The sequence below is a fragment of the Escherichia sp. MOD1-EC6475 genome (assembly GCF_003046645.1).
GTDB lineage: Bacteria > Pseudomonadota > Gammaproteobacteria > Enterobacterales > Enterobacteriaceae > Escherichia > Escherichia ruysiae.
Window position 1 is genome coordinate 49,392 of sequence record NZ_PZKQ01000042.1, and the last position, 21,279, is coordinate 70,670.

The window sequence follows — 21,279 nt, forward strand, 5'->3', positions numbered from 1 at the left end:
CGCAGGGAGTGGAATGCTTAATTACGTTATAAAACGCTTACTGGGGTTGATTCCGACGCTGTTTATCGTCTCGGTGCTGGTGTTTTTATTTGTCCATATGCTGCCCGGCGATCCGGCGCGATTGATTGCCGGGCCCGAAGCTGATGCTCAGGTCATCGAACTGGTGCGTCAGCAACTGGGGTTGGATCAGCCGCTGTATCACCAGTTCTGGCACTATATCAGCAATGCCGTGCAGGGAGATTTTGGCCTGTCGATGGTCTCGCGTCGTCCGGTTGCCGATGAGATTGCCAGCCGCTTCATGCCAACGCTGTGGCTGACCATAACCAGTATGGCCTGGGCGGTGATATTTGGTATGGCGGCGGGGATTGTTGCCGCCGTCTGGCGTAACCGCTGGCCAGATCGCTTGAGTATGACCATCGCGGTGTCGGGGATCTCCTTCCCGGCATTTGCCCTGGGGATGCTTTTGATTCAGGTTTTTTCCGTTGAGCTGGGTTGGCTGCCGACTGTCGGTGCGGATAGTTGGCAGCACTACATTTTACCCTCCCTGACGCTCGGCGCGGCAGTGGCAGCCGTGATGGCGCGCTTTACCCGCGCATCGTTTGTCGACGTCTTAAGCGAAGATTATATGCGTACCGCGAGGGCGAAAGGGGTGAGCGAAACCTGGGTTGTCCTCAAACACGGGCTACGCAACGCGATGATTCCGGTAGTGACCATGATGGGCTTACAGTTTGGCTTTTTGCTCGGTGGTTCCATCGTGGTGGAGAAAGTCTTCAACTGGCCCGGACTTGGGCGCTTACTCGTTGACTCCGTAGAAATGCGCGATTACCCGGTGATTCAGGCGGAAATTCTGCTTTTCTCGCTGGAATTTATTCTTATCAACTTAGTGGTGGACGTGCTTTATGCCGCCATTAACCCGGCTATCAGGTACAAGTAAGGATGCGATTATTTAACTGGCGTCGTCAGGCGGTGTTAAACGCCATGCCACTGGTAAAACCTGATCAGGTGCGTACTCCGTGGCATGAGTTCTGGCGACGTTTTCGCCGCCAGCATATGGCGATGACCGCCGTATTGTTCGTTATTTTATTGATTGTGGTGGCCATTTTTGCTCGCTGGATCGCCCCCTATGACGCCGAAAATTATTTCGATTATGACAATCTGAATAACGGACCTTCTTTGCAGCACTGGTTTGGCGTCGATTCACTGGGGCGCGACATTTTCAGCCGCGTCCTGGTTGGTGCGCAAATCTCGCTGGCGGCGGGTGTGTTTGCGGTGTTTATCGGTGCGGCGATTGGGACGTTGCTGGGTTTGCTGGCTGGATATTATGAAGGCTGGTGGGATCGGCTGATCATGCGTATTTGTGATGTGCTGTTTGCTTTCCCTGGCATTTTGCTGGCTATTGCTGTTGTTGCGGTGCTGGGAAGCGGCATTGCTAACGTGATTATCGCCGTCGCTATCTTTTCTATTCCGGCGTTTGCCCGACTGGTGCGCGGCAACACGCTGGTGTTAAAACAGCAAACCTTTATTGAATCAGCGCGCAGTATTGGTGCCAGCGATATGACCATTTTGTTGCGCCACATCTTACCGGGGACAGTCTCTTCCATCGTCGTGTTTTTCACCATGCGCATTGGCACCTCGATTATCTCCGCCGCCAGTCTGTCGTTTCTCGGCCTGGGAGCGCAGCCGCCGACCCCGGAGTGGGGAGCGATGCTCAACGAAGCGAGAGCGGATATGGTTATCGCGCCGCATGTGGCGGTTTTTCCGGCACTGGCTATTTTCCTGACCGTGTTGGCGTTCAACTTGCTGGGTGATGGTTTGCGTGATGCGCTGGACCCCAAAATTAAAGGATAGTCACGGTTGAATATTGCTTGAAAGGGTAATGACCTCAGAGGAAATTATTGCCTTAAGCAAGTGTTGTAACTTTTTTCTAATTTTGTAGAATCGAGTAATTTGGTTAAAAAGCCGTTGCGAGGGACTATTTATGCAGCGGCACAGCGTACTGACAGTTATTTTGTTAAATGTATTAACATGCTGAGTTTATACGAAAAGATAAAGATAAGGCTGATAATTTTATTTTTATTGGCTGCGCTGTCATTTATTGTTCTTTTTTTCATCATTAACTATCAACTGGTATCGGAGCGTGCGGTAAAACGTGCCGATAGCCGCTTTGAACTTATTCAAAAAAACGTTGGCTATTTCTTTAAAGATATTGAACGTTCCGCTCTGACGTTAAAGGACTCACTCTATTTATTGAAAAACAGTGAGGAGATTAAACGTGCCGTCATCCTGAAAATGGAAATGATGCCATTTTTAGATTCAGTGGGGCTGGTACTGGATAATAATAAATATTATCTATTTTCGCGGCGGACGAATGATAAAATCGTTGTTTATCATCAGGAAAAGGTAAATGGCCCCCTTGTTGATGAGGCTGGACGCGTCATCTTTGCCGATTTTAATCCGTCGCAGCGCCCGTGGTCAGTAGCTTCGGATGGCTCTGACAGTAGCTGGAATCCGGCATATAATTGCTTTGATCGTCCGGGGAAAAAATGTATTTCTTTTACGCTGCGAATTAACGGCAAAGACCGTGATTTGCTGGCTATTGATAAAATTCATGTCGATTTAAACTGGCGATATCTGAACGAATACCTTGATCATATCAGCGCAACTGATGAAGTCTTGTTTCTGAAACAAGGTTATGAAATCATTGCCAAGAACCAACTCGCCCGTGAAAAATTGATTATTTATAATAGCGAAGATAATTATAATATTATTGATTCTGTCGATACGGAGTATATAGCAAAAACATCGCGCGTACCCAATAACTCGCTATTCGAAATCTATTTTTATTATCCTACGAGGAAGCTATTTAACGCGTCAGATAAACTCTTTTATTTGCCGTTTGCTTTCATTATTGTCGTATTGCTGGCGCTTTACTTAATGACGACCCGTGTGTTCCGTCGCCAATTTTCAGAAATGACAACGCTGGTCAATACGCTGGAGTTTTTACCTGACTCTGCGGATCAAATGCAGGCACTGAAAATTCGTGACGGCGATGCGAAAGAGATTATCAGCATCAAAAATTCGATCGCGGAAATGAAAGATGCTGAAGTTGAGCGTTCAAATAAATTGCTCTCGCTGATCTCCTACGATCAGGAAAGCGGTTTTATCAAAAATATGGCGATTATTGAGTCAAACAATAATCAGTATCTGGCCGCCGGGATCATCAAACTGTGCGGACTGGAAGCCGTCGAAGCCGTGTTTGGTGTCGAGGAACGCAACAAAATCGTCAGGAGGCTGTGTCAGCGAATTGCCGAGAAATATGCACAATGCTGCGATATCGTGACATTTAATGCCGATTTATATTTATTATTGTGTCGGGAAAATATACAGACGTTTACTCGTAAAATAGCGATGATAAACGATTTCGACAGTAGCTTTGGCTATCGCAATCTGCGTATACACAAATCTGCCATTTGTGAACCTCTGAAGGGCGAAAATGCCTGGAGCTACGCAGAAAAACTGAAGCTGGCGATTTCCAGCATCCGTGACCATATGTTCTCTGAGTTTATTTTCTGTGATGATGCGAAACTCAGCGAAATTGAAGAGAATATCTGGATTGCGCGCAATATCCGTCACGCCATGGAAAAAGGCGAGCTATTCCTGGTTTATCAACCGATTGTTGATATTAACACCCGCGACATTCTGGGCGCTGAGGCGCTGTGTCGCTGGGTTTCTGCGGAGCGGGGGATCATCTCGCCGCTGAAGTTTATTGCTATCGCGGAAGATATCGGTTTTATCAATGAACTGGGTTACCAAATTATTAAAACGGCGATGGCTGAATTCCGCCATTTTAGCCAGCGTGTGCTCCTGAAACAGGATTTCTTACTGCATATTAATGTTTCGCCCTGGCAGTTAAACGAACCACATTTTCATGAGCGTTTTATCGCCATCATGAAAGAACATGAACTGACAGCGAAAAGTCTCTGTATTGAGATCACTGAAACTGTGATCGAGCGAATTAGTGAACATTTTTATCTCAATATTGAACAATTGCGTAAACAAGGGGTACGAATATCGATTGATGACTTTGGTACAGGTTTGTCAAACCTGAAACGTTTTTATGAAATTAATCCTGATAGCATAAAAGTGGACTCGCAATTTACCGGCGATATTTTCGGCACTGCGGGCAAAATTTTGCGCATTATCTTCGATCTGGCACGCTATAACCGGATCCCGGTGATTGCAGAAGGTGTTGAGAGCGAAGAGGTTGCGCGTGAATTAATCAAGTTAGGGTGTATTCAGGCCCAGGGGTATCTGTACCAGAAGCCGTTGCCATTCTCTGCCTGGGACAAAAATGGGAAGTTAGTAAAAGAGTAGTTTAGGTATGTCCAGAATCAATAAATTCGTACTTACAGTCAGTCTGCTGATTTTTATCATGATTTCAGCGGTTGCCTGCGGGATCTATACCCAGATGGTAAAAGAACGGGTGTATGGCCTGAAACAGTCCGTTATTGATACTGCTTTTGCGGTGGCAAATATTGCTGAATATCGGCGTAGTGTGGCAATTGATCTCATTAACACGCTTAACCCGACTGAAGAACAACTGCTGGTTGGCTTGCGCACAGCTTATGCTGACTCGGTTTCACCTTCTTATTTGTATGATGTTGGCCCTTATCTGATTTCCAGTGATGAGTGTATTCAGGTTAAGGAGTATGAAAACAATTATTGTGCAGATATTATGCAGGTTGTTAAGTATCGGCATGTTAAAAATACGGGGTTCATCTCTTTTGACGGCAAAACCTTCGTCTATTATCTCTATCCGGTTACTCACAATCGCAGTCTGATATTTTTGCTTGGGCTGGAACGATTTTCGTTACTGTCAAAGTCACTGGCAATGGATAGCGAGAACCTGATGTTCTCACTGTTTAAGAACGGCAAACCAGTTACCGGTGATGAATATAATGCCAAAAATGCCATCTTCACCGTTTCGGAAGCGATGGAGCATTTCTCCTATTTGCCGACCGGATTGTACGTATTTGCTTATAAAAAAGACGTTTATTTGCAGGTATGTACGCTGATTATTTTCTTTGCTGCCCTGGTGGCAGTTATTTCAGGCACAAGTTGCCTCTATCTGATACGCAGAGTGATTAATCGTGGCATTGTTGAGAAAGAAGCCATTATTAATAACCATTTTGATCGCGTTCTGGACGGTGGGCTTTTCTTTTCGGCGGCGGATGTCAAAAAACTCTACAGCATGTATAACTCGGCGTTTCTTGACGATCTGACCAAAGCAATGGGCAGAAAATCCTTTGACGAAGATTTAAAAGCCTTACCGGAAAAAGGCGGTTATTTATGCCTGTTTGACGTCGATAAATTCAAAAATATTAACGACACCTTCGGTCATTTGTTGGGCGATGAAGTGTTGATGAAGGTAGTGAAAATCCTTAAATCACAAATCCCGGTGGATAAAGGTAAAGTCTACCGCTTTGGCGGCGACGAATTTGCGGTAATTTATACTGGCGGAACCCTGGATGAGTTGCTATCGATTTTAAAAGATATTGTCAATTTCCAGGTGGGGAGTATTAATTTAAGCACCAGTATCGGCGTGGCGCATTCAAATGAATGTACTACCGTTGAACGACTGAAAATGCTGGCGGATGAGCGGCTGTATAAGAGTAAGAAAAACGGCAGGGCACAGATTAGCTGGCAGTAATTTTTATTAACGAACCGGGCAAATGATTTTGCCCGGCCTGAATTAATTAAACCCGACTACCCCACAAATCGTACTCGTCGGCGTGCTCGACTTTCACACGCAGGATATCGCCCGGCTTAACGTTGGTTTCACCATTGAGATAAACTGCGCCGTCGATTTCCGGAGCGTCTGCCATGCTGCGGCCGATTGCGCCTTCTTCGTCTACTTCATCGACGATCACCAGAATTTCACGGCCCACTTTTTCTTGCAGGCGCTCGGCGGAAATCTGCTGTTGCAGTTGCATGAAGCGATTCCAGCGTTCTTCTTTCACTTCTTCCGGCACTTGATCTGGCAGAGCATTGGCATCAGCGCCTTCAACCGGGCTGTATTTAAAGCAGCCAACGCGATCCAGACGTGCTTCTTTCAGGAAGTCGAGCAGCATCTGGAAATCTTCTTCCGTCTCGCCAGGGAAGCCGACAATAAAGGTTGAACGCAGGGTCAGTTCCGGGCAAATTTCGCGCCACTGTTTAATGCGCGCCAGTTGGCGATCTACAGAACCCGGACGCTTCATCAGTTTGAGAATTCGCGGGCTGGCGTGCTGCAACGGAATGTCCAGATACGGCAGGATTTTGCCTTCAGCCATCAGCGGGATAACGTCATCTACATGCGGGTAAGGGTAAACGTAGTGCAGACGTGTCCAGATCCCCAGTTTTGATAACTGTTCGCACAGGCTGACCATACTGGTTTTTACCGGCTCGCCGTTGTGGAAGCCTGTACGGTGTTTAACATCAACGCCATACGCGGAAGTATCCTGGGAGATCACCAGAATCTCTTTAACGCCTGCATCTACCAGACGTTTCGCTTCGCTTAACACTTCGCCAATCGGACGGCTCACCAGATCGCCGCGCATAGACGGAATAATGCAGAAGGTGCAGCGGTGGTTACAGCCTTCGGAAATCTTCAGATAGGCGTAATGACGTGGCGTCAGCTTAACGCCTTGCTCCGGCACCAGGCTCAGGAATGGGTTGTGTTTCGGTTTTGGCACGTAGTGATGAACGTGCTCCAGAACCTGCTCATAGCTATGAGGGCCGGTGATTTCCAGCACTTTTGGGTGGACTTCGCGGATCTGATCTTCTTTCGCCCCCAGACAACCGGTCACTATTACCTTGCCGTTTTCATTCAACGCTTCACCAATGGCTTCCAGTGATTCTTGCACCGCACTGTCAATAAAACCGCAGGTGTTGACGATCACCATGTCTGCGTCGTCGTAGCTCGGTACTACGTCATAACCTTCAGTGCGCAGTTCGGTCAGAATACGCTCTGAATCGACGAGGTTTTTCGGACAGCCGAGGGAAACAAAGCCGATTTTCGGCTGGGGAGTTACTTTGCTCATAGCTTAAAAAATATTCAGTTACAGGAAAGGTCAGGGCAGGGATTCTACAGAGTTCTGGATAAAATTTGTATCGTAATCTGGTCAACAGGCGAGGAAAACGCCCCAACTATCGGGGCGTAAATGGTTATCAGGCTACTGGGTTTTCCGTTAGCGCCTTTGCAGGCTGGTTGCTGGATTTGTCCCGCAGCGTAAAGACCGAAATAAGCGTGAAGCAACCGGCAATCGCCCCCAGGATGAGATAGGTTTCAGCAAAGCCAATGGTGTCATACAGATAGCCAGCAATGGGTGAATAGATTGCCGTGGCGATGGATGCCACAAAAAGCACCAGCAGGTAGACCGTCGAAGAGAGTTTGTGATCAAAGTTAGCCGCGATAAATTTAAACACAGACACCAGGATCAGTGGTTTTTCGATGGCATGCATCATTTTAACGGCCGCAATCCACACCGGTCCCAGTTGGATAGCAGAACCGGCAATGCGTAACGACATAATGGTTCCGGCAATCACTAATGCCCATTTTGCGCCAGTGCGGTTAACAAACCACGGCATCAGACAGAGAAATAGGGTTTCTCCGCAGACCTGGACAGAAGCCAGAATCCCGTACCAGCGATTGCCTTCTTCTGGCGTCGGAAATTGCAGCGAAAAATATTGTGCGAATTGTTGATCGTAGGTGTCATAAATTTGCGTTACGAACAGAGTGAACATCAATAAAAACCAGAACTGACTATTTTTCGCCAGTTCAAGCGCATGGATAGCTTTCAGCGAATTAGTTTTTTCAATTTCGGCCTCGGTAAGTTCGATTTTGGTAAACATAAAGCAGATTGCGGCGACCACAATGGCACAGCTTGCCAGCCAGAAAGAGAGATTAGGGTTGGTATCAATGTATTTACCCACAATCCACGCGGCGGCGGCCCATCCCAGAGAGCCCCACATTCTTACGCGACCATATTCAAAATGATAACGACGCGAAACTTTATCTATCCAGGAATCCAGAACGCCACAACCAGAATTAAAAATTATCCCCAGGTAAACGCCACCCAAAACAGCGCCCAGCCAGAAGTTATGAACCAGAAGCGGGGCATACACATAAATAAAGAATGGGCCTACGGGAAGTAATAATGCGACGAGGATCCAGATGAGTTGTTTCTTAAGACCAAATTTATCGGAGATGAAACCGAAGAACGGTTGCATTAATAACGCAATGAAAGCATTAACGGAATAAAGTAATCCTGTGCGTGTGGCGGTAATTTCCAGATGCTGTGTCGTCCATATGACAAAAAATGCCATCGTTGCCGACCAGGCAAAGAGGTACAGGAAATCGAAAATACTGAGCAAAATATAATTACGTTTACCGGGCAATAACATAGCCATATCCTCAATCACTGGCGTTGGGTCATTTACCGTTGGCACAGGCATTCGCTGTGCTTACTGGTTATTGTTTTGGTATGCATCTCCGGAAAATGTCATACGTTAACAATTTCATTTTTACTCTGACCCTGACTGTGATGATTAGGCAATGTGTTAAATGAATGTTTGCGATTTGCATCACAATTATTGCTGGTAATAAAAAAGATTTAGCGAAATAGATCACTAAATCTTTTTATGAGAACGTATTACTTTTATGCCTTGCGTGTTAGCTCATCCGCCAGTGTGCGAAGGTGTTCAGCAATATTCATCAGATCAGTCTGTGGTGAGTGCAGAGGGCCAGCAGAGTTACGCACGACCAGGCGACTGGGAAGGATGGTTGAAGAGCGGAGCATCGCGTGTTCATCGTCCGGCTGTAAAATCTGTTGAACGGAAATTTTCCCTTGTAAATCAAAGTCGATTGCGACGGTCGTTAGCGAAGGTTCAAAAAACGCACTCTCATAGGTGTCGTCATAGCCAATGACAGAAATATCTTGCGGGATTTTACGTTTTTGTTGATGTAAGGCGCTTAACGCCCCCAATGCCATCTGATCATTGGCGATCAGAAGAGCGGTCGCCTGTGGCGTTTCACGTAGCATCTGTAACGTCGCCAGATAGCCGCTTTGAGCGTCCCAACTACCGTAATGAATGGCCAGCGGCGTCAGTTGGAGTGAGGCGAGAGTATCGCGCCAGGTATTGAGTCGTAGCCGCGCCGGTACTGAGTTTTCTGGGCCAGAGATCAGGCAAAATTGACGATGCCCCAAATCGTAAAGATATTTCACGCTGGCGCGTGCACCTTCTGCAGGATTAAAAGTGACGTTAAACACCGGGCTATAAGGGTCCACGTCGAGAAACAGACACAACACATCGCTGTTTTCAGCAACCAGAGTTTCAGCCAATGCCGTTTCCAGCGGTGCGTTGATAATAATCTTTGTTACCCGTTGTGCTTTTAAGTCATTAATTGCAGCCTGAATACCTTTAATATCAACATCATCGATCATGGATATCAGCACCTGATATCCCTGTTCTCCGGCATATTTTTTCACTGCTGCCGCAATTTGCGAGGGGGCATGTAGGGCGAGCGAAGTTGTAACCAGCCCGACCGTTTTGCTCTCTTTCCCTACCAACTGTTGAGCTACGCGATTTGGAACGTATTTAAGTTCGGCAATGGCTTGTTCAATTTTTTGACGTGTTTTGGCAGACACGTTCGCTGAATTGTTAAGCACCCGCGACACTGTCTGATAAGAAACATTGGCATGACGAGCAACATCGGCAAGGGTTGCAGCTTTGGTTTTCATATTCGCCCCGGCTAAAAGATTTGTCACAGTATACCGCAGTGAATGTCATACGTATCACGCTCACCTGTCTCAGTGCCGGTAAGCTGACCCATCGAACCTGTTTGCAGGGAAAAACGCGTACTTGATCACATTCCTGCCGGACATTCCTTGCATAACGAAGCAATTAATTACTAGATGACAGTATTGTGAACGAATAACATTTTTTGTCTGTTTAAAACAATTCAGGAGTCAGCATGGACAAGCACCCACCGATCATCCCCAGAGCCCCATGGTTACTTCATGGTGCTGATTACAACCCGGAGCAATGGTTACATGTCCCCGGGATTCTGGAGAAAGATATCGCCATGATGCAACAGGCTGGTTGTAACACCATGTCGGTGGGTATTTTTAGCTGGTCAATGCTGGAACCCACAGAGGGGGAATATTGCTTTAACTGGCTGGATGAGGTGCTGGATAAACTTCATGCTGGTGGGATCTCTGTCTTCCTCGCAACACCAAGCGGAGCCAAACCTGCCTGGCTTGCTGCACGTTATCCAGAGGTTCTGAGAGTTAGCGCCTCACGCGAGAAAATGCTTCACGGCGGTCGCCATAATCACTGCCTTTCTTCTCCCGTGTATAAAGAGAAAGTGACGCAAATTAACCGTAAGCTGGCGCAGCGATACGCAAATCATCCGGCGGTTCTGGGATGGCATATCAGTAATGAGTATGGCGGAGAGTGTCATTGTAATGGATGCCAACAGGCGTTTCGCCGTTGGTTGCAGACTCGTTACACCACTCTTGAGGCGCTTAATCAGGCATGGTGGACTGGCTTCTGGAGCCATACATACAGTGACTGGTCACAAATTGAATCTCCTTCCCCATTAGGTGAGATGTCTAACCACGGTTTGAATCTTGACTGGCGGCGCTTTGTCACATCGCAGGTAAAAGAGTTCTATCAAATGGAGATTGCGCCGTTAAAAGCAGAACGCCCCGATTTACCTGCGACGACCAATTTTATGTGGTATTTCAATGACTACAACTACTGGGCATTAGCTGAAGTGGTTGATTTTGTGAGTTGGGATAGCTATCCCATGTGGCATAAACAGGAAGATGAACGCGCCGTTGCTTGTAAAACAGCGATGTATCACGACCTGATGCGTACTTTAAAAAATAAACCGTTTATTCTGATGGAATCCACGCCCAGCCAGACAAGCTGGCAGCCAACCAGCAAATTGAAAAAGCCGGGAATGAATATTCTTTCTTCCTTACAGGCCGTCGCTCACGGCGCAGACGGCGTGCATTATTTTCAGTGGCGTAAGAGTCGTGGCGCCGTGGAGAAGTTTCATGGTGCGGTGGTTGATCACGTCGGTCATCTGGAGACGCGTACCGGGCGCGAAGTCATACAACTGGGGCAACGGCTGGCTCATCTTAAACAATTGGTCGGAACGAAAACCCAGGCAAAAGTTGCCATTATTTTCGACTGGGAAAACCGCTGGGCGGTCAACGATGCTGCCGGGCCGCGCAATTGCGGTATCCACTACGAGCAAACGGTAGTGGAGCATTACCGACCTTTCTGGGAGCAGGGCGTGGCGGTCGATATTATCAATGCTGATTGTGATCTTACGGGTTATCAGTTAGTTATTGCCCCAATGCTCTATATGGTTCGCGATGGATTTGCTGCTCGTGCTCGCGCCTATGTTGACGCTGGTGGCAATTTTGTCACCACTTACTGGTCCGGGATTGTCAATGAAACCGATTTATGTCACCTGGGTGGGTTCCCTGGCCCGTTGCGTGACCTGATGGGTGTGTGGGCTGAAGAGATTGATAGCCTTAATGATTATCAGCATAACAAAGTTATCTGCGAGCCGAATGCGTATGGACTGCAGGGGCAATGGCAGGCACGGGAATTATGTGCGGTTATTCACGCCGAAGGTGCACAGGTTCTGGCGCGCTATGGTGAGGATTTTTATGCGGGTACACCTGCGTTAACGGTAAATCACGTCGGACAAGGTCGAGCTTTCTATGTGGCTTCGCGTAATGATGCGTCATTTCATCAAGCGCTTGCCGCGATGTTGATCAACACACTTCATCTCCCAAAAGCACTTGCTACTGAACTTCCTGCTGGCGTTATTGCAACGCGTCGGACAGACGGCGAGCAAGAATGGGTTTTTGTACAAAATTACACTGCTCATGTACAAAATGTTGTGCTTCCTGGAGCGTGGCGAGTGACGGAAACAGGCAAGGCTTGTTCACAAGCATTAGAACTGGCGCCGTGGGGATGTGAGGTACTGGAAAGAGAAATAATGTAAATTCTTATTAATAAGATGTGAAGTATTGATCCCTGACAGCATTTTGTATAAAAAGTAGCCATACTATTTAATTGCACAAAGGCTGCAAAGAGGAGGATCGAAGTATGTTCGTTGACAGACAGCGAAGCGATCTACTTAACCGGTTGATCGATGCAAGAGTTGACCTCGCCGCATACGTGCAACTGAGGAAGGCCAAAGGATACATGTCCGTCAGCGAAAGCAATCATCTACGAGATAACTTTTTTAAACTGAATCGCGAACTGCACGATAAATCGCTGCGGTTGAATCTTCATCTGGATCAGGAAGAGTGGAGTGCTCTTCATCATGCTGAAGAAGCATTAGCGACAGCCGCAGTATGTTTGATGAGCGGGCATCATGATTGCCCGACTGTTATTACCGTCAACGCCGATAAGCTTGAAAATTGTCTGATGAGCTTAACGCTGAGTATCCAGAGCCTTGAACAGCACACCATGCTTGAGCAGGCCTGAAAACTAAGGGGGAGAAAGCGTCTCCCCCTTCATGTTTAAGTTTTTGTAAAAATGAATTTGTCATCTCCTCCACTGACTACGCTTTAAGCCAGAGTCAATCCGGAGGCGTTATGCATCGACAATCCCTTTTCCTTGTGCCCTTTCTCTGTGTTTCTTCCGCTCTCTGGGCGGCTCCTGCGCCGGTAAATGTCGAAGTACTGCAAGACAAACTCGATCATCCGTGGGCGCTGGCCTTTTTACCTGATAATCATGGCATGTTAATCACCCTGCGCGGTGGCGAGTTGCGTCACTGGCAAGCAGGAAAAGGATTATCTGCGCCGCTTGCTGGTGTGCCGAACGTCTGGGCGCATGGACAGGGAGGCTTGCTGGATGTGGCATTAGCGCCTGATTTTGCCCAGTCGCGCCGCATCTGGTTAAGTTATTCCGAAGTTGGCGATGATGGCAAAGCCGGAACCGCCGTGGGTTATGGTCGCTTAAGTGATGATCTCTCAAAAGTGACCGACTTCCGCACCGTTTTTCGCCAGACACCAAAACTTTCTACCGGCAACCATTTTGGCGGGCGGCTGGTCTTCGACGGTAAAGGTTATCTTTTTATTGGTCTGGGAGAAAACAATCAGCGCCCGACAGCGCAGGATCTGGATAAATTGCAGGGTAAATTAGTGCGTCTGACTGACCAGGGCGAGATCCCGGATGATAATCCTTTTGCCAGGGAATCCGGTGCGCGCGTAGAGATCTGGTCTTATGGCATTCGTAACCCGCAAGGAATGGCGATGAACCCGTGGAGTAATGCACTGTGGCTGAATGAACATGGCCCGCGCGGCGGCGATGAAATAAATATCCCGCAAAAAGGCAAAAACTACGGCTGGCCGCTGGCTACCTGGGGCATTAATTACTCAGGTTTTAAAATACCGGAAGCGAAAGGGGAAATCGTCGCCGGAACCGAGCAACCGGTTTTTTACTGGAAAGACTCACCAGCGGTGAGCGGCATGACCTTCTATAACAGCGACAAATTCCCCCAGTGGCAGCAAAAATTATTTATTGGTGCGCTGAAAGATAAAGATGTCATCGTGATGAGCGTTAACGGCGATAAAGTGACAGAAGATGGTCGTATTTTAACGGACAGAGGGCAGCGAATTCGTGATGTTCGCACTGGACCCGACGGTTATTTATACGTTCTCACCGACGAGTCCAACGGGGAATTACTCAAAGTTAGCCCACGCAATTAGCTAACGGGGATCATCACCACTTTACGCACTGCGGGGCGTTCGGTGAGTTGCTGATACCAGCGTCGCAGATTCGGACGCGGTGTCCAGGTCAGGCCAACGTTAAACAAATTGTAGATAAACGGTGCGATAGCAATATCGCCCACACCAAACTCGTCGCCAGAAAACCATTTTACTTTTGCCAGTTCCGCATCAAGTAGAGCAAACAGGGCATCGCACTCTTTGCAGCTGGCATCAATGGCGGCCTGATCACGTTCTTCCGGTGGCGTTCTGACTAACCCCATCAGGATCCCACGATGGGCATTGCTGAGCGTCTGGTTTGCCCAGTCCATCCACTTTTCGGCTTCTGCGCGACGTGCCGGCGAGTCGATCCACAGACGTTTTTGCCCGTACTGTGCAGCCAGGTAGCGGACAATGGCATTTGATTCCCAAAGAATTAAATCACTTTCATCGTCACGCAACAGCGGCACCAGCCCGTTGGGATTCATCGCCAGAAAATCGGCGTCATGGTTTACCCCAAACTCACGACCCGCCAAAATTTGCTCATAAGGCAGTTCCAGTTCTTCGAGTGTTAGCAACACTTTTTTAACGTTGGTTGAATTATTCCGACCCCACAGCGTAATCATACTCACCCCTTTTCCGACAGGCAGCCACAGGCTGAACAGGACTCCGATGGTGAAGTAAAGTTAACTTTTAAGCAACAGCGAGTAAAAAAATGACGCCAGAAGCAGCGAAGCGGCAGGATATTGCATAAACTTTAAAAACTTTACCAACTTACGGTTTCTTTAAACTTGTGTGTGCGTTATTAATCACCGAACTTATCATACGGCGATATAACGTATTTTTTTTGAATGGATACTCGGGTGGCATTTATGACGCAATACTCCTCTTTCCTTCGTGGTCTTGCAGCGGGTTCTGCATTTTTATTCCTTTTTGCCCCAACGGCATTCGCGGCGGAACAAACCGTTGACGCGCCGAGCGTGGATGCGCGTGCATGGATTTTAATGGATTACGCCAGCGGTAAAGTGCTGGCAGAAGGCAATGCGGATGAGAAACTGGATCCCGCGAGCCTGACCAAAATAATGACCAGCTATGTGGTTGGACAGGCGCTTAAGGCTGATAAGATCAAACTCACCGATATGGTGACGGTCGGTAAAGATGCCTGGGCGACGGGAAACCCGGCACTGCGCGGTTCGTCGGTGATGTTCCTCAAACCGGGCGATCAGGTTTCGGTGGCAGATTTGAACAAAGGTGTGATTATCCAGTCCGGTAATGACGCCTGTATTGCGTTGGCCGATTACGTTGCCGGGAGCCAGGAGTCATTTATTGGTTTGATGAATGGTTATGCCAAAAAACTGGGCCTGACCAACACTACCTTCCAGACTGTGCACGGTCTGGATGCGCCGGGGCAATTCAGTACCGCGCGCGATATGGCGTTGCTGGGTAAAGCGTTAATCCACGATGTGCCGGAAGAGTACGCCATTCATAAAGAGAAAGAGTTTACCTTTAACAAAATTCGCCAACCAAACCGTAACCGTCTGCTGTGGAGCAGCAACGTTAACGTTGATGGTATGAAGACCGGAACCACGGCTGGTGCGGGATACAATCTGGTCGCTTCTGCTACTCAGGGTGATATGCGTTTGATCTCTGTGGTGCTGGGGGCAAAAACTGACCGCATCCGTTTTAATGAGTCTGAGAAATTACTGACCTGGGGCTTCCGCTTTTTTGAAACCGTGACGCCAATTAAACCTGATGCCACCTTTGTGACTCAGCGCGTCTGGTTCGGTGATAAGAGCGAAGTGAATCTCGGCGCAGGCGAAGGGGGATCAGTGACCATCCCACGCGGGCAACTGAAAAACCTGAAAGCGAGTTATACGTTAACGGAACCGCAGCTCACCGCGCCGCTGAAAAAAGGTCAGGTTGTCGGCACCATTGATTTCCAGCTTAACGGTAAATCTATTGAACAGCGTCCGCTGATCGTGATGGAAAATGTGGAAGAGGGCGGGTTCTTTGGTCGGATGTGGGACTTCGTGATGATGAAATTCCATCAGTGGTTCGGCAGCTGGTTCTCTTAATCTTCTGATGACCGGATGGCGCGGAAACGTCATCCGGTTATGCGTTATTAATACATCAACTTAATACGCTGCGTCTGCGCATACTTCACATACTCATCTTCCGGACAACAATCGCTCACCACAATATCAAAGCGTTTCAGCTCGCCCATGCGCGCCGGACGTACCTTGCCAAACTTACTGTGGTCGACAACCAGCACGTGCTTTTGTGCCATCGACATCGCCCAGTGTTTTACCGGCAACTCTTCAAGATTAAAACAGGTTGCGCCTTTACTGACATGCACGCCCGCTGCGGAATAAAAAGCAATATCCGGGCAAAAATTATTCAGTGTTTGCTGAAAATCAATGGGTTTGAAAATGGCGTTGCTGGCGTGAAATTCACCACCACAAAGAAACGCGCGGCAATGGGGTTTCTCTTTTAGCGCCAGAAAGGTATTTAGTGAATAACAAATGGCGGTGAAAGGGATTTCATTATCTATCGCTTCAATAATCCACGGCGTGGTGGTGCCACAGTCAAAAAAGAGGGTCTGATCGGGTTCAACCAGCGTCGCGGCCAGTTTGGCCGCCCGGCGTTTTTCTTCCACCAGGCGGGATTTTTGATCGCTTAACAGGTAATGGCTGGCACTACGCGGTTCCAGAACAATATAGCCGCCGAGTAGTACGACGGGGGCACTGTTGTTATTCAAATCGCGACGAATCGTCATCTCTGAAACCCCGAGCAGGGCGGCGGCGTCCTTCAGGTGTAACTTATCGCTGCGTTTTAATTCTTGTAGTAACTGCCCTATACGCTCTTCGCGACGTGTTTCCATATTCCCTCTGAATAGTTATTGAAGCGAGCCGCCTGATATTACACTTTTTATCCGAAATCAGCCACGCACCCAGCCTTTACGTATAGGTAAGGCGAAACAGAAGCGATACCACAATTGCAGCTTCTGGTAGAGTATAGCCCCCACAGCCTGCCAGATAATCTGGGCGCTAAGGCAACCAATCATTCCTGCCAACAATCCACCGAGCATGTCCAGCGGCCAGTGAACACCGAGATAAACACGTGACCAGGCAACGACCACCGCCAGCGCCATAAGGATTGTGCCTGACCACAGGCGATGCCAGCATAAAAATGTCAGCGCAAAGGTGAAAATCACCGTACCGTGGTCGCTTGGGAAAGAGTCATCCGCCGCATGATGCAGGAAGTTATAGCCGATATGCTCAACAAACGGACGGTCGTGCGGAAATAAGTGCCCCATCGTCCAGGAAACAAACAGGCTGACTGCCAGCGCGATGGCGATTTTTATCACCAGTTGCCGTTGAGCCGTAAATCCCCATAGCCAAAGCACCGTAACCAGCAGCGGCACTATAGTAATTAAATCTTTGGCAATAAAAATCGCTAACGAAATCATCCATGCGGATGAGTCTGGCGTCGCATTAATAAGAGAGAATAATGAGTAATTCAGATTTTCCAGCATAACTTTCAGACTCAAAAGGTGATTAAAATGGGGAGCCATCAGGCAAGTCGATGAGCATAAAGTGCCTGTTAAACAGGGTAAAGCAGCATCGTCTTATTTCACTTTCGGATTGGCTTACAACAGGGAATAGTAACGCGAAGGAATTAAATAAAGCTTAAAGAAAGAGTAGCTATACTCGGAATAATGTAAGAATGTGCTTAAGCGTGGTTTCACCTACAAAATTTGCTTTCTCGTTTGCTGCGCTTTTATTAAACTTTGTGCGATTATTCTTGGCGAAGAAATTGCATGCAAAATAGATTAGCTACTGGTGCCAGACTTGGGCGTCAGGCATTACTTTTCCCCCTCTGTCTGGTGCTCTACGAATTCTCGACCTATATCGGCAATGATATGATTCAACCCGGTATGCTCGCGGTAGTGGAAGAGTATCAGGCGGGTATTGACTGGGTTCCTACTTCGATGACCGCTTACCTGGCGGGCGGGATGTTTTTACAGTGGCTCCTGGGGCCGCTGTCGGATCGTATTGGTCGCCGTCCGGTGATGCTGGCAGGCGTGGTGTGGTTTATCGTCACCTGTCTGGCAATATTGCTGGCGCAAAACATTGAACAATTCACGCTACTACGCTTCCTGCAAGGCATAAGCCTTTGTTTCATTGGCGCTGTTGGATACGCCGCGATTCAGGAATCCTTCGAAGAGGCGGTTTGTATCAAGATCACCGCGCTGATGGCGAACGTGGCGCTGATTGCTCCGCTACTCGGTCCGCTGGTGGGCGCCGCGTGGATCCATGTGCTGCCTTGGGAAGGCATGTTTGTGCTGTTTGCTGCATTGGCGGCGATCTCCTTTTTCGGTCTGCAACGCGCTATGCCGGAAACTGCCACGCGTATTGGTGAGAAACTGTCCCTGAAAGAGCTAGGCCATGACTACAAGCTGGTGCTGAAGAACGGTCGCTTTGTTGCCGGAGCTCTGGCGCTGGGATTCGTCAGCCTGCCGCTGCTGGCGTGGATCGCCCAGTCACCGATTATCATCATCACCGGCGAAAAGTTGAGCAGATATGAATATGGGTTGCTGCAAGTGCCAGTTTTCGGGGCGTTAATTGCGGGTAACTTGCTGTTAGCGCGTTTGACCTCGCGCCGCACCGTTCGTGCATTGATCATCATGGGTGGCTGGCCGATTATGATTGGCTTGCTCGTCGCCGCTGCCGCAACGGTTATCTCATCGCACGCGTATTTATGGATGACCGCCGGGTTAAGTATTTATGCTTTCGGTATTGGTCTGGCGAATGCGGGACTGGTGCGATTAACCCTGTTTGCCAGCGATATGAGTAAAGGTACGGTTTCTGCGGCGATGGGGATGTTGCAAATGCTGATCTTTACCGTCGGTATCGAGATCAGTAAACATGCCTGGCTGAATGGCGGTAATGGACTGTTTAATCTCTTTAACCTTGCCAACGGAATTTTGTGGCTGCTGCTGATGTTTATTTTTTTAAAAGATAAACAAACAGGAAATTCAAACGATGGATAAGAAAATGCCTGGTTGCTTTGTACAATCAGGCATTCATGGATTAATGGTGATGGTCGTCGATTTGATGTTCGATAACCATCCCTTCGCCTACGCTGGCAAGATGACGAACATACGGATGTGGGCGGTAAGCCGGAGCTGGAGTAGGCGCCACATAGACAGTTTGTGGTACAGTCGCGACGCTGACCGCTTGTGGAACGCTGACTGAATCGGGGACTACCACCACTTTGTATCCGCTCGGCACATCAACGGTGACACTTTGCGCCATTGCCACACCAGTAAAACTCAACAGAAACGCGCCCAGCAGTACACAATTTTTCATCATCATTTCGCCTGAAATAATCCAGAAGGGGAATTTCCGCGAATTATGCATCCTTCATTCAGGCATTGTGTTGCCGGGCGTGCTGCCGTTTTATTGATTAAATGGCGCTTCGTGCTTAAGAATTTTATCGATCACATCCAGTACGCTTTCACGGTTATTGGAGCCTGCGCGGTATTTCGCCGCAGCTACGACCGCGTTGCCAGCATTTTCCATCGCAAAGCTAAAGCCAGCCTGGCGCAGCATTTCGATATCGTTACCGCCATCGCCAAAGACCACCACTTCACTGTCATCTATTCCCCATAACTTCTGGAGTTGCCGCAGGCCATTGGCTTTATGTACGCCGGGGATAATCAGATCGATGCTACCGTTGCCGGTGTGAACCGGCACCATAATATCGCCAATCGAATCATGTAACTCTTTTTGCACTTGCGGAATCAGTTCATCGGAAAGATTCAGGCCAAACTTAAAGAAGATATCTTCTAAGTTGTCAAAGTTATCGACATATTCCAGACGGTGATAATACATTTCCGCCACCGTTTTCATGGCATCGTCATATTTTTTGAGGGTATAGGCGCTATTTTTTCCGCAGGCAATAATATCCACTTCCGGGCGCGTCAGTAAATGTTCCACGACAGTGGCAAATGCATCCTTCGACAGCTCGCCATTAAAAACATCTTTGCCTTCGCTCACAACCCAACCACCGTTTTCTGCCACAAAGGCAATTTCATCGGCAATTTCGGGGAAGAAAGAGATCAACTGATAATATTGATTCCCGCTGGCGACCACAAAGCGAATCCCTTGTGCTTTCATCTGCTGATACTGAGCCATAAACCGCTCGCGGTTATAGGTTTTTTGATCGCTTAAGAAAGTACCATCCATGTCTACCGCAATTAATTTAATGCTCATCAATTATTCTCCATCGCCGTCTGCGTTTTGGTATCGGGTTTGGCGACGGCTTTCGCGACAATAGCCGCGAGAATAACCAGCGCCAGTACAACCAGCATTGCACTACGTAATCCATAATGTTCGCCGAGATAGCCCAGCAGCGGCGGCCCGACGAGGAAAGCCAGATAACCGGTCGTCGCTACTACGCTGACGCGGGTCGGCGCATCGGGGCCGGTATCGCTGGCGGCAGAAATGGTCAGCGGGAAGCCCAGCGAGGCACCCAATCCCCAAAGAACAACAGACACCCCAGCGACCCAGGCGCTATCGACAAAAATAATCAGCCCAATACCCAACGCACCCATTAGCGCACTGGCCCGAACCACGGCAACGCGGCTGTAACGGTCTATGAACCAACCGCCAGTGAAGCGTCCAACGGTCATCCCCAATGTGAAACCGGCATAAATCAGTGAGCCGGAAGTGGGGCTAAAACCGTGACCATCAACCATTAACAAGGGTAACCAGTCGTTGGCAGAACCTTCTGCAAAGGCCATCGCCAGCACCACAACACCAATCAACAGCAACTGGATATCGCGATAAAAAGGTACGCCTTTTTCGCCATGCTGCGTGCCATCGGCGGCATTTTTTCCCGTACCGCCAGGGATTGCCTGAATGGCGATATAAATAGGCGCGATGCCTACCAGTGCCGCCAACAAAATATGCACAGTTGCCGGAACGCCAAAGGCCGTTAGCGCCATCCCAACACCAGCGCCTGCCAGCGTGCCGAGGCTATAAAAGCCGTGCATCATCGGCAAAACCGTTTTATTCATTTCTCGCTCAACGGCGGCACCTTCAACGTTTATAGCAACTTCAGCGGAACCAAAACTGGCTCCAAAGACGCCAAGACCAACGGCAAAGAGCACGGGCGATGTCAGCCAGAGCGCCACACTTAATATCATCATCCCGATCAACGCGCAGGACATCGTGACCAGGATGACATTACGCGTCCCAAAACGTTTCACTAACCACGCTGAGCAGAGAATTCCGCTCATCGAACCGATCGACAAACCAAAGAGTACACCGCCCATTTCAGCGATCGAAACAGAAAGAATGTCGCGAATCGCTGGCGTACGGGTTGCCCAGGACGCTATTAACAAGCCTGGCAAAAAGAAGAACATAAACAGCGCCCAGGTTCGGCGTTTCAAGGCATTACGTGAAGAATTTACGGTCATAGGTCACGTCAA

The 21,279-nt window shown here is 48.5% G+C and carries 18 protein-coding genes; 9 read left to right on the forward strand and 9 right to left on the reverse strand.

Annotated elements, in window-relative coordinates:
• Positions 1–13 precede the first annotated feature (13 nt).
• The 4 genes from gsiC to A7589_RS13605 all read left to right on the forward strand — a co-directional run bounded on the left by gsiC (position 14) and on the right by A7589_RS13605 (position 5,710).
• Positions 14–934 (forward strand): glutathione ABC transporter permease GsiC, encoded by a 921-nt coding sequence (gene gsiC, locus A7589_RS13590; RefSeq protein WP_000936029.1) that lies wholly within the window; start codon positions 14–16, stop codon positions 932–934.
• A gap of 2 nt (positions 935–936) precedes the next feature.
• On the forward strand, positions 937–1,848 hold the full coding sequence (gsiD, locus tag A7589_RS13595) for a glutathione ABC transporter permease GsiD (RefSeq protein WP_001236057.1): 912 nt from the start codon (positions 937–939) through the stop codon (positions 1,846–1,848).
• 177 nt (positions 1,849–2,025) lie between these two features.
• Positions 2,026–4,374, forward strand: coding sequence for a sensor domain-containing phosphodiesterase (locus tag A7589_RS13600; protein WP_108188893.1), 2,349 nt, complete (start codon positions 2,026–2,028; stop codon positions 4,372–4,374).
• Positions 4,375–4,381: 7 nt separating this feature from the next.
• Entirely contained in the window at positions 4,382–5,710 is a 1,329-nt protein-coding gene (locus tag A7589_RS13605) for a GGDEF domain-containing protein (protein WP_021550502.1), read from the forward strand.
• A 46-nt stretch (positions 5,711–5,756) separates the two neighbouring features.
• On the opposite strand, the gene rimO is transcribed toward A7589_RS13605, so the two are convergent.
• The 3 genes from rimO to A7589_RS13620 all read right to left on the reverse strand — a co-directional run bounded on the left by rimO (position 5,757) and on the right by A7589_RS13620 (position 9,782).
• Positions 5,757–7,082: a 30S ribosomal protein S12 methylthiotransferase RimO gene (gene rimO, locus A7589_RS13610; RefSeq protein WP_000049371.1), complete on the reverse strand. Its 1,326-nt coding sequence runs from the start codon at positions 7,080–7,082 to the stop codon at positions 5,757–5,759.
• A gap of 127 nt (positions 7,083–7,209) precedes the next feature.
• Positions 7,210–8,445: an oligosaccharide MFS transporter gene (locus tag A7589_RS13615; RefSeq protein ID WP_000926278.1), complete on the reverse strand. Its 1,236-nt coding sequence runs from the start codon at positions 8,443–8,445 to the stop codon at positions 7,210–7,212.
• Positions 8,446–8,699: 254 nt separating this feature from the next.
• Entirely contained in the window at positions 8,700–9,782 is a 1,083-nt protein-coding gene (locus A7589_RS13620) for a LacI family DNA-binding transcriptional regulator (protein ID WP_000849773.1), read from the reverse strand.
• 233 nt (positions 9,783–10,015) lie between these two features.
• Between A7589_RS13620 and A7589_RS13625 the strand changes: the two genes are divergently transcribed.
• From A7589_RS13625 to yliI, 3 genes are all read left to right on the forward strand, one after another.
• Complete coding sequence (locus A7589_RS13625; RefSeq protein ID WP_108188886.1) at positions 10,016–12,070, forward strand: beta-galactosidase; 2,055 nt, start codon at positions 10,016–10,018, stop codon at positions 12,068–12,070.
• Positions 12,071–12,174: 104 nt separating this feature from the next.
• Positions 12,175–12,558, forward strand: coding sequence for a biofilm formation regulator BssR (gene bssR / locus A7589_RS13630; protein WP_000497145.1), 384 nt, complete (start codon positions 12,175–12,177; stop codon positions 12,556–12,558).
• 110 nt (positions 12,559–12,668) lie between these two features.
• Positions 12,669–13,784 (forward strand): aldose sugar dehydrogenase YliI, encoded by a 1,116-nt coding sequence (gene yliI, locus A7589_RS13635; RefSeq protein ID WP_000555064.1) that lies wholly within the window; start codon positions 12,669–12,671, stop codon positions 13,782–13,784.
• On the opposite strand, the gene gstB is transcribed toward yliI, so the two are convergent.
• Positions 13,781–14,407, reverse strand: coding sequence for a glutathione S-transferase GstB (gene gstB / locus A7589_RS13640; protein ID WP_108188887.1), 627 nt, complete (start codon positions 14,405–14,407; stop codon positions 13,781–13,783). The two genes, yliI and gstB, sit on opposite strands and share 4 nt — an antisense overlap.
• Before the next feature lie 246 nt (positions 14,408–14,653).
• On the opposite strand from gstB, the gene dacC reads away from it, so the two are divergent.
• Entirely contained in the window at positions 14,654–15,856 is a 1,203-nt protein-coding gene (gene dacC, locus A7589_RS13645) for a serine-type D-Ala-D-Ala carboxypeptidase (RefSeq protein WP_016159005.1), read from the forward strand.
• A 47-nt stretch (positions 15,857–15,903) separates the two neighbouring features.
• Here dacC and deoR read toward each other — a convergent pair whose 3' ends face one another.
• Positions 15,904–16,662 (reverse strand): DNA-binding transcriptional repressor DeoR, encoded by a 759-nt coding sequence (deoR, locus tag A7589_RS13650; RefSeq protein WP_000450138.1) that lies wholly within the window; start codon positions 16,660–16,662, stop codon positions 15,904–15,906.
• 57 nt (positions 16,663–16,719) lie between these two features.
• A complete protein-coding gene (gene ybjG / locus A7589_RS13655; protein ID WP_010354321.1) occupies positions 16,720–17,316 on the reverse strand; it encodes an undecaprenyl-diphosphate phosphatase in 597 nt (198 codons plus the stop codon).
• 285 nt (positions 17,317–17,601) lie between these two features.
• On the opposite strand from ybjG, the gene mdfA reads away from it, so the two are divergent.
• A complete protein-coding gene (gene mdfA, locus A7589_RS13660; protein WP_108188888.1) occupies positions 17,602–18,834 on the forward strand; it encodes a multidrug efflux MFS transporter MdfA in 1,233 nt (410 codons plus the stop codon).
• Positions 18,835–18,874: 40 nt separating this feature from the next.
• On the opposite strand, the gene ybjH is transcribed toward mdfA, so the two are convergent.
• The 3 genes from ybjH to A7589_RS13675 form a co-directional block, all read right to left on the reverse strand.
• Positions 18,875–19,159 carry a protein YbjH gene (ybjH, locus tag A7589_RS13665; RefSeq protein WP_077629224.1) on the reverse strand — a complete coding sequence of 95 codons (285 nt, stop codon included), beginning with the start codon at positions 19,157–19,159 and terminating at the stop codon, positions 18,875–18,877.
• Positions 19,160–19,243: 84 nt separating this feature from the next.
• On the reverse strand, positions 19,244–20,059 hold the full coding sequence (gene ybjI / locus A7589_RS13670) for a 5-amino-6-(5-phospho-D-ribitylamino)uracil phosphatase (RefSeq protein WP_010354323.1): 816 nt from the start codon (positions 20,057–20,059) through the stop codon (positions 19,244–19,246).
• A complete protein-coding gene (locus A7589_RS13675; protein ID WP_000217837.1) occupies positions 20,059–21,267 on the reverse strand; it encodes an MFS transporter in 1,209 nt (402 codons plus the stop codon). The genes ybjI and A7589_RS13675 overlap by 1 nt, the downstream gene beginning before the upstream one ends.
• Between the last annotated feature and the right edge of the window lie 12 nt (positions 21,268–21,279).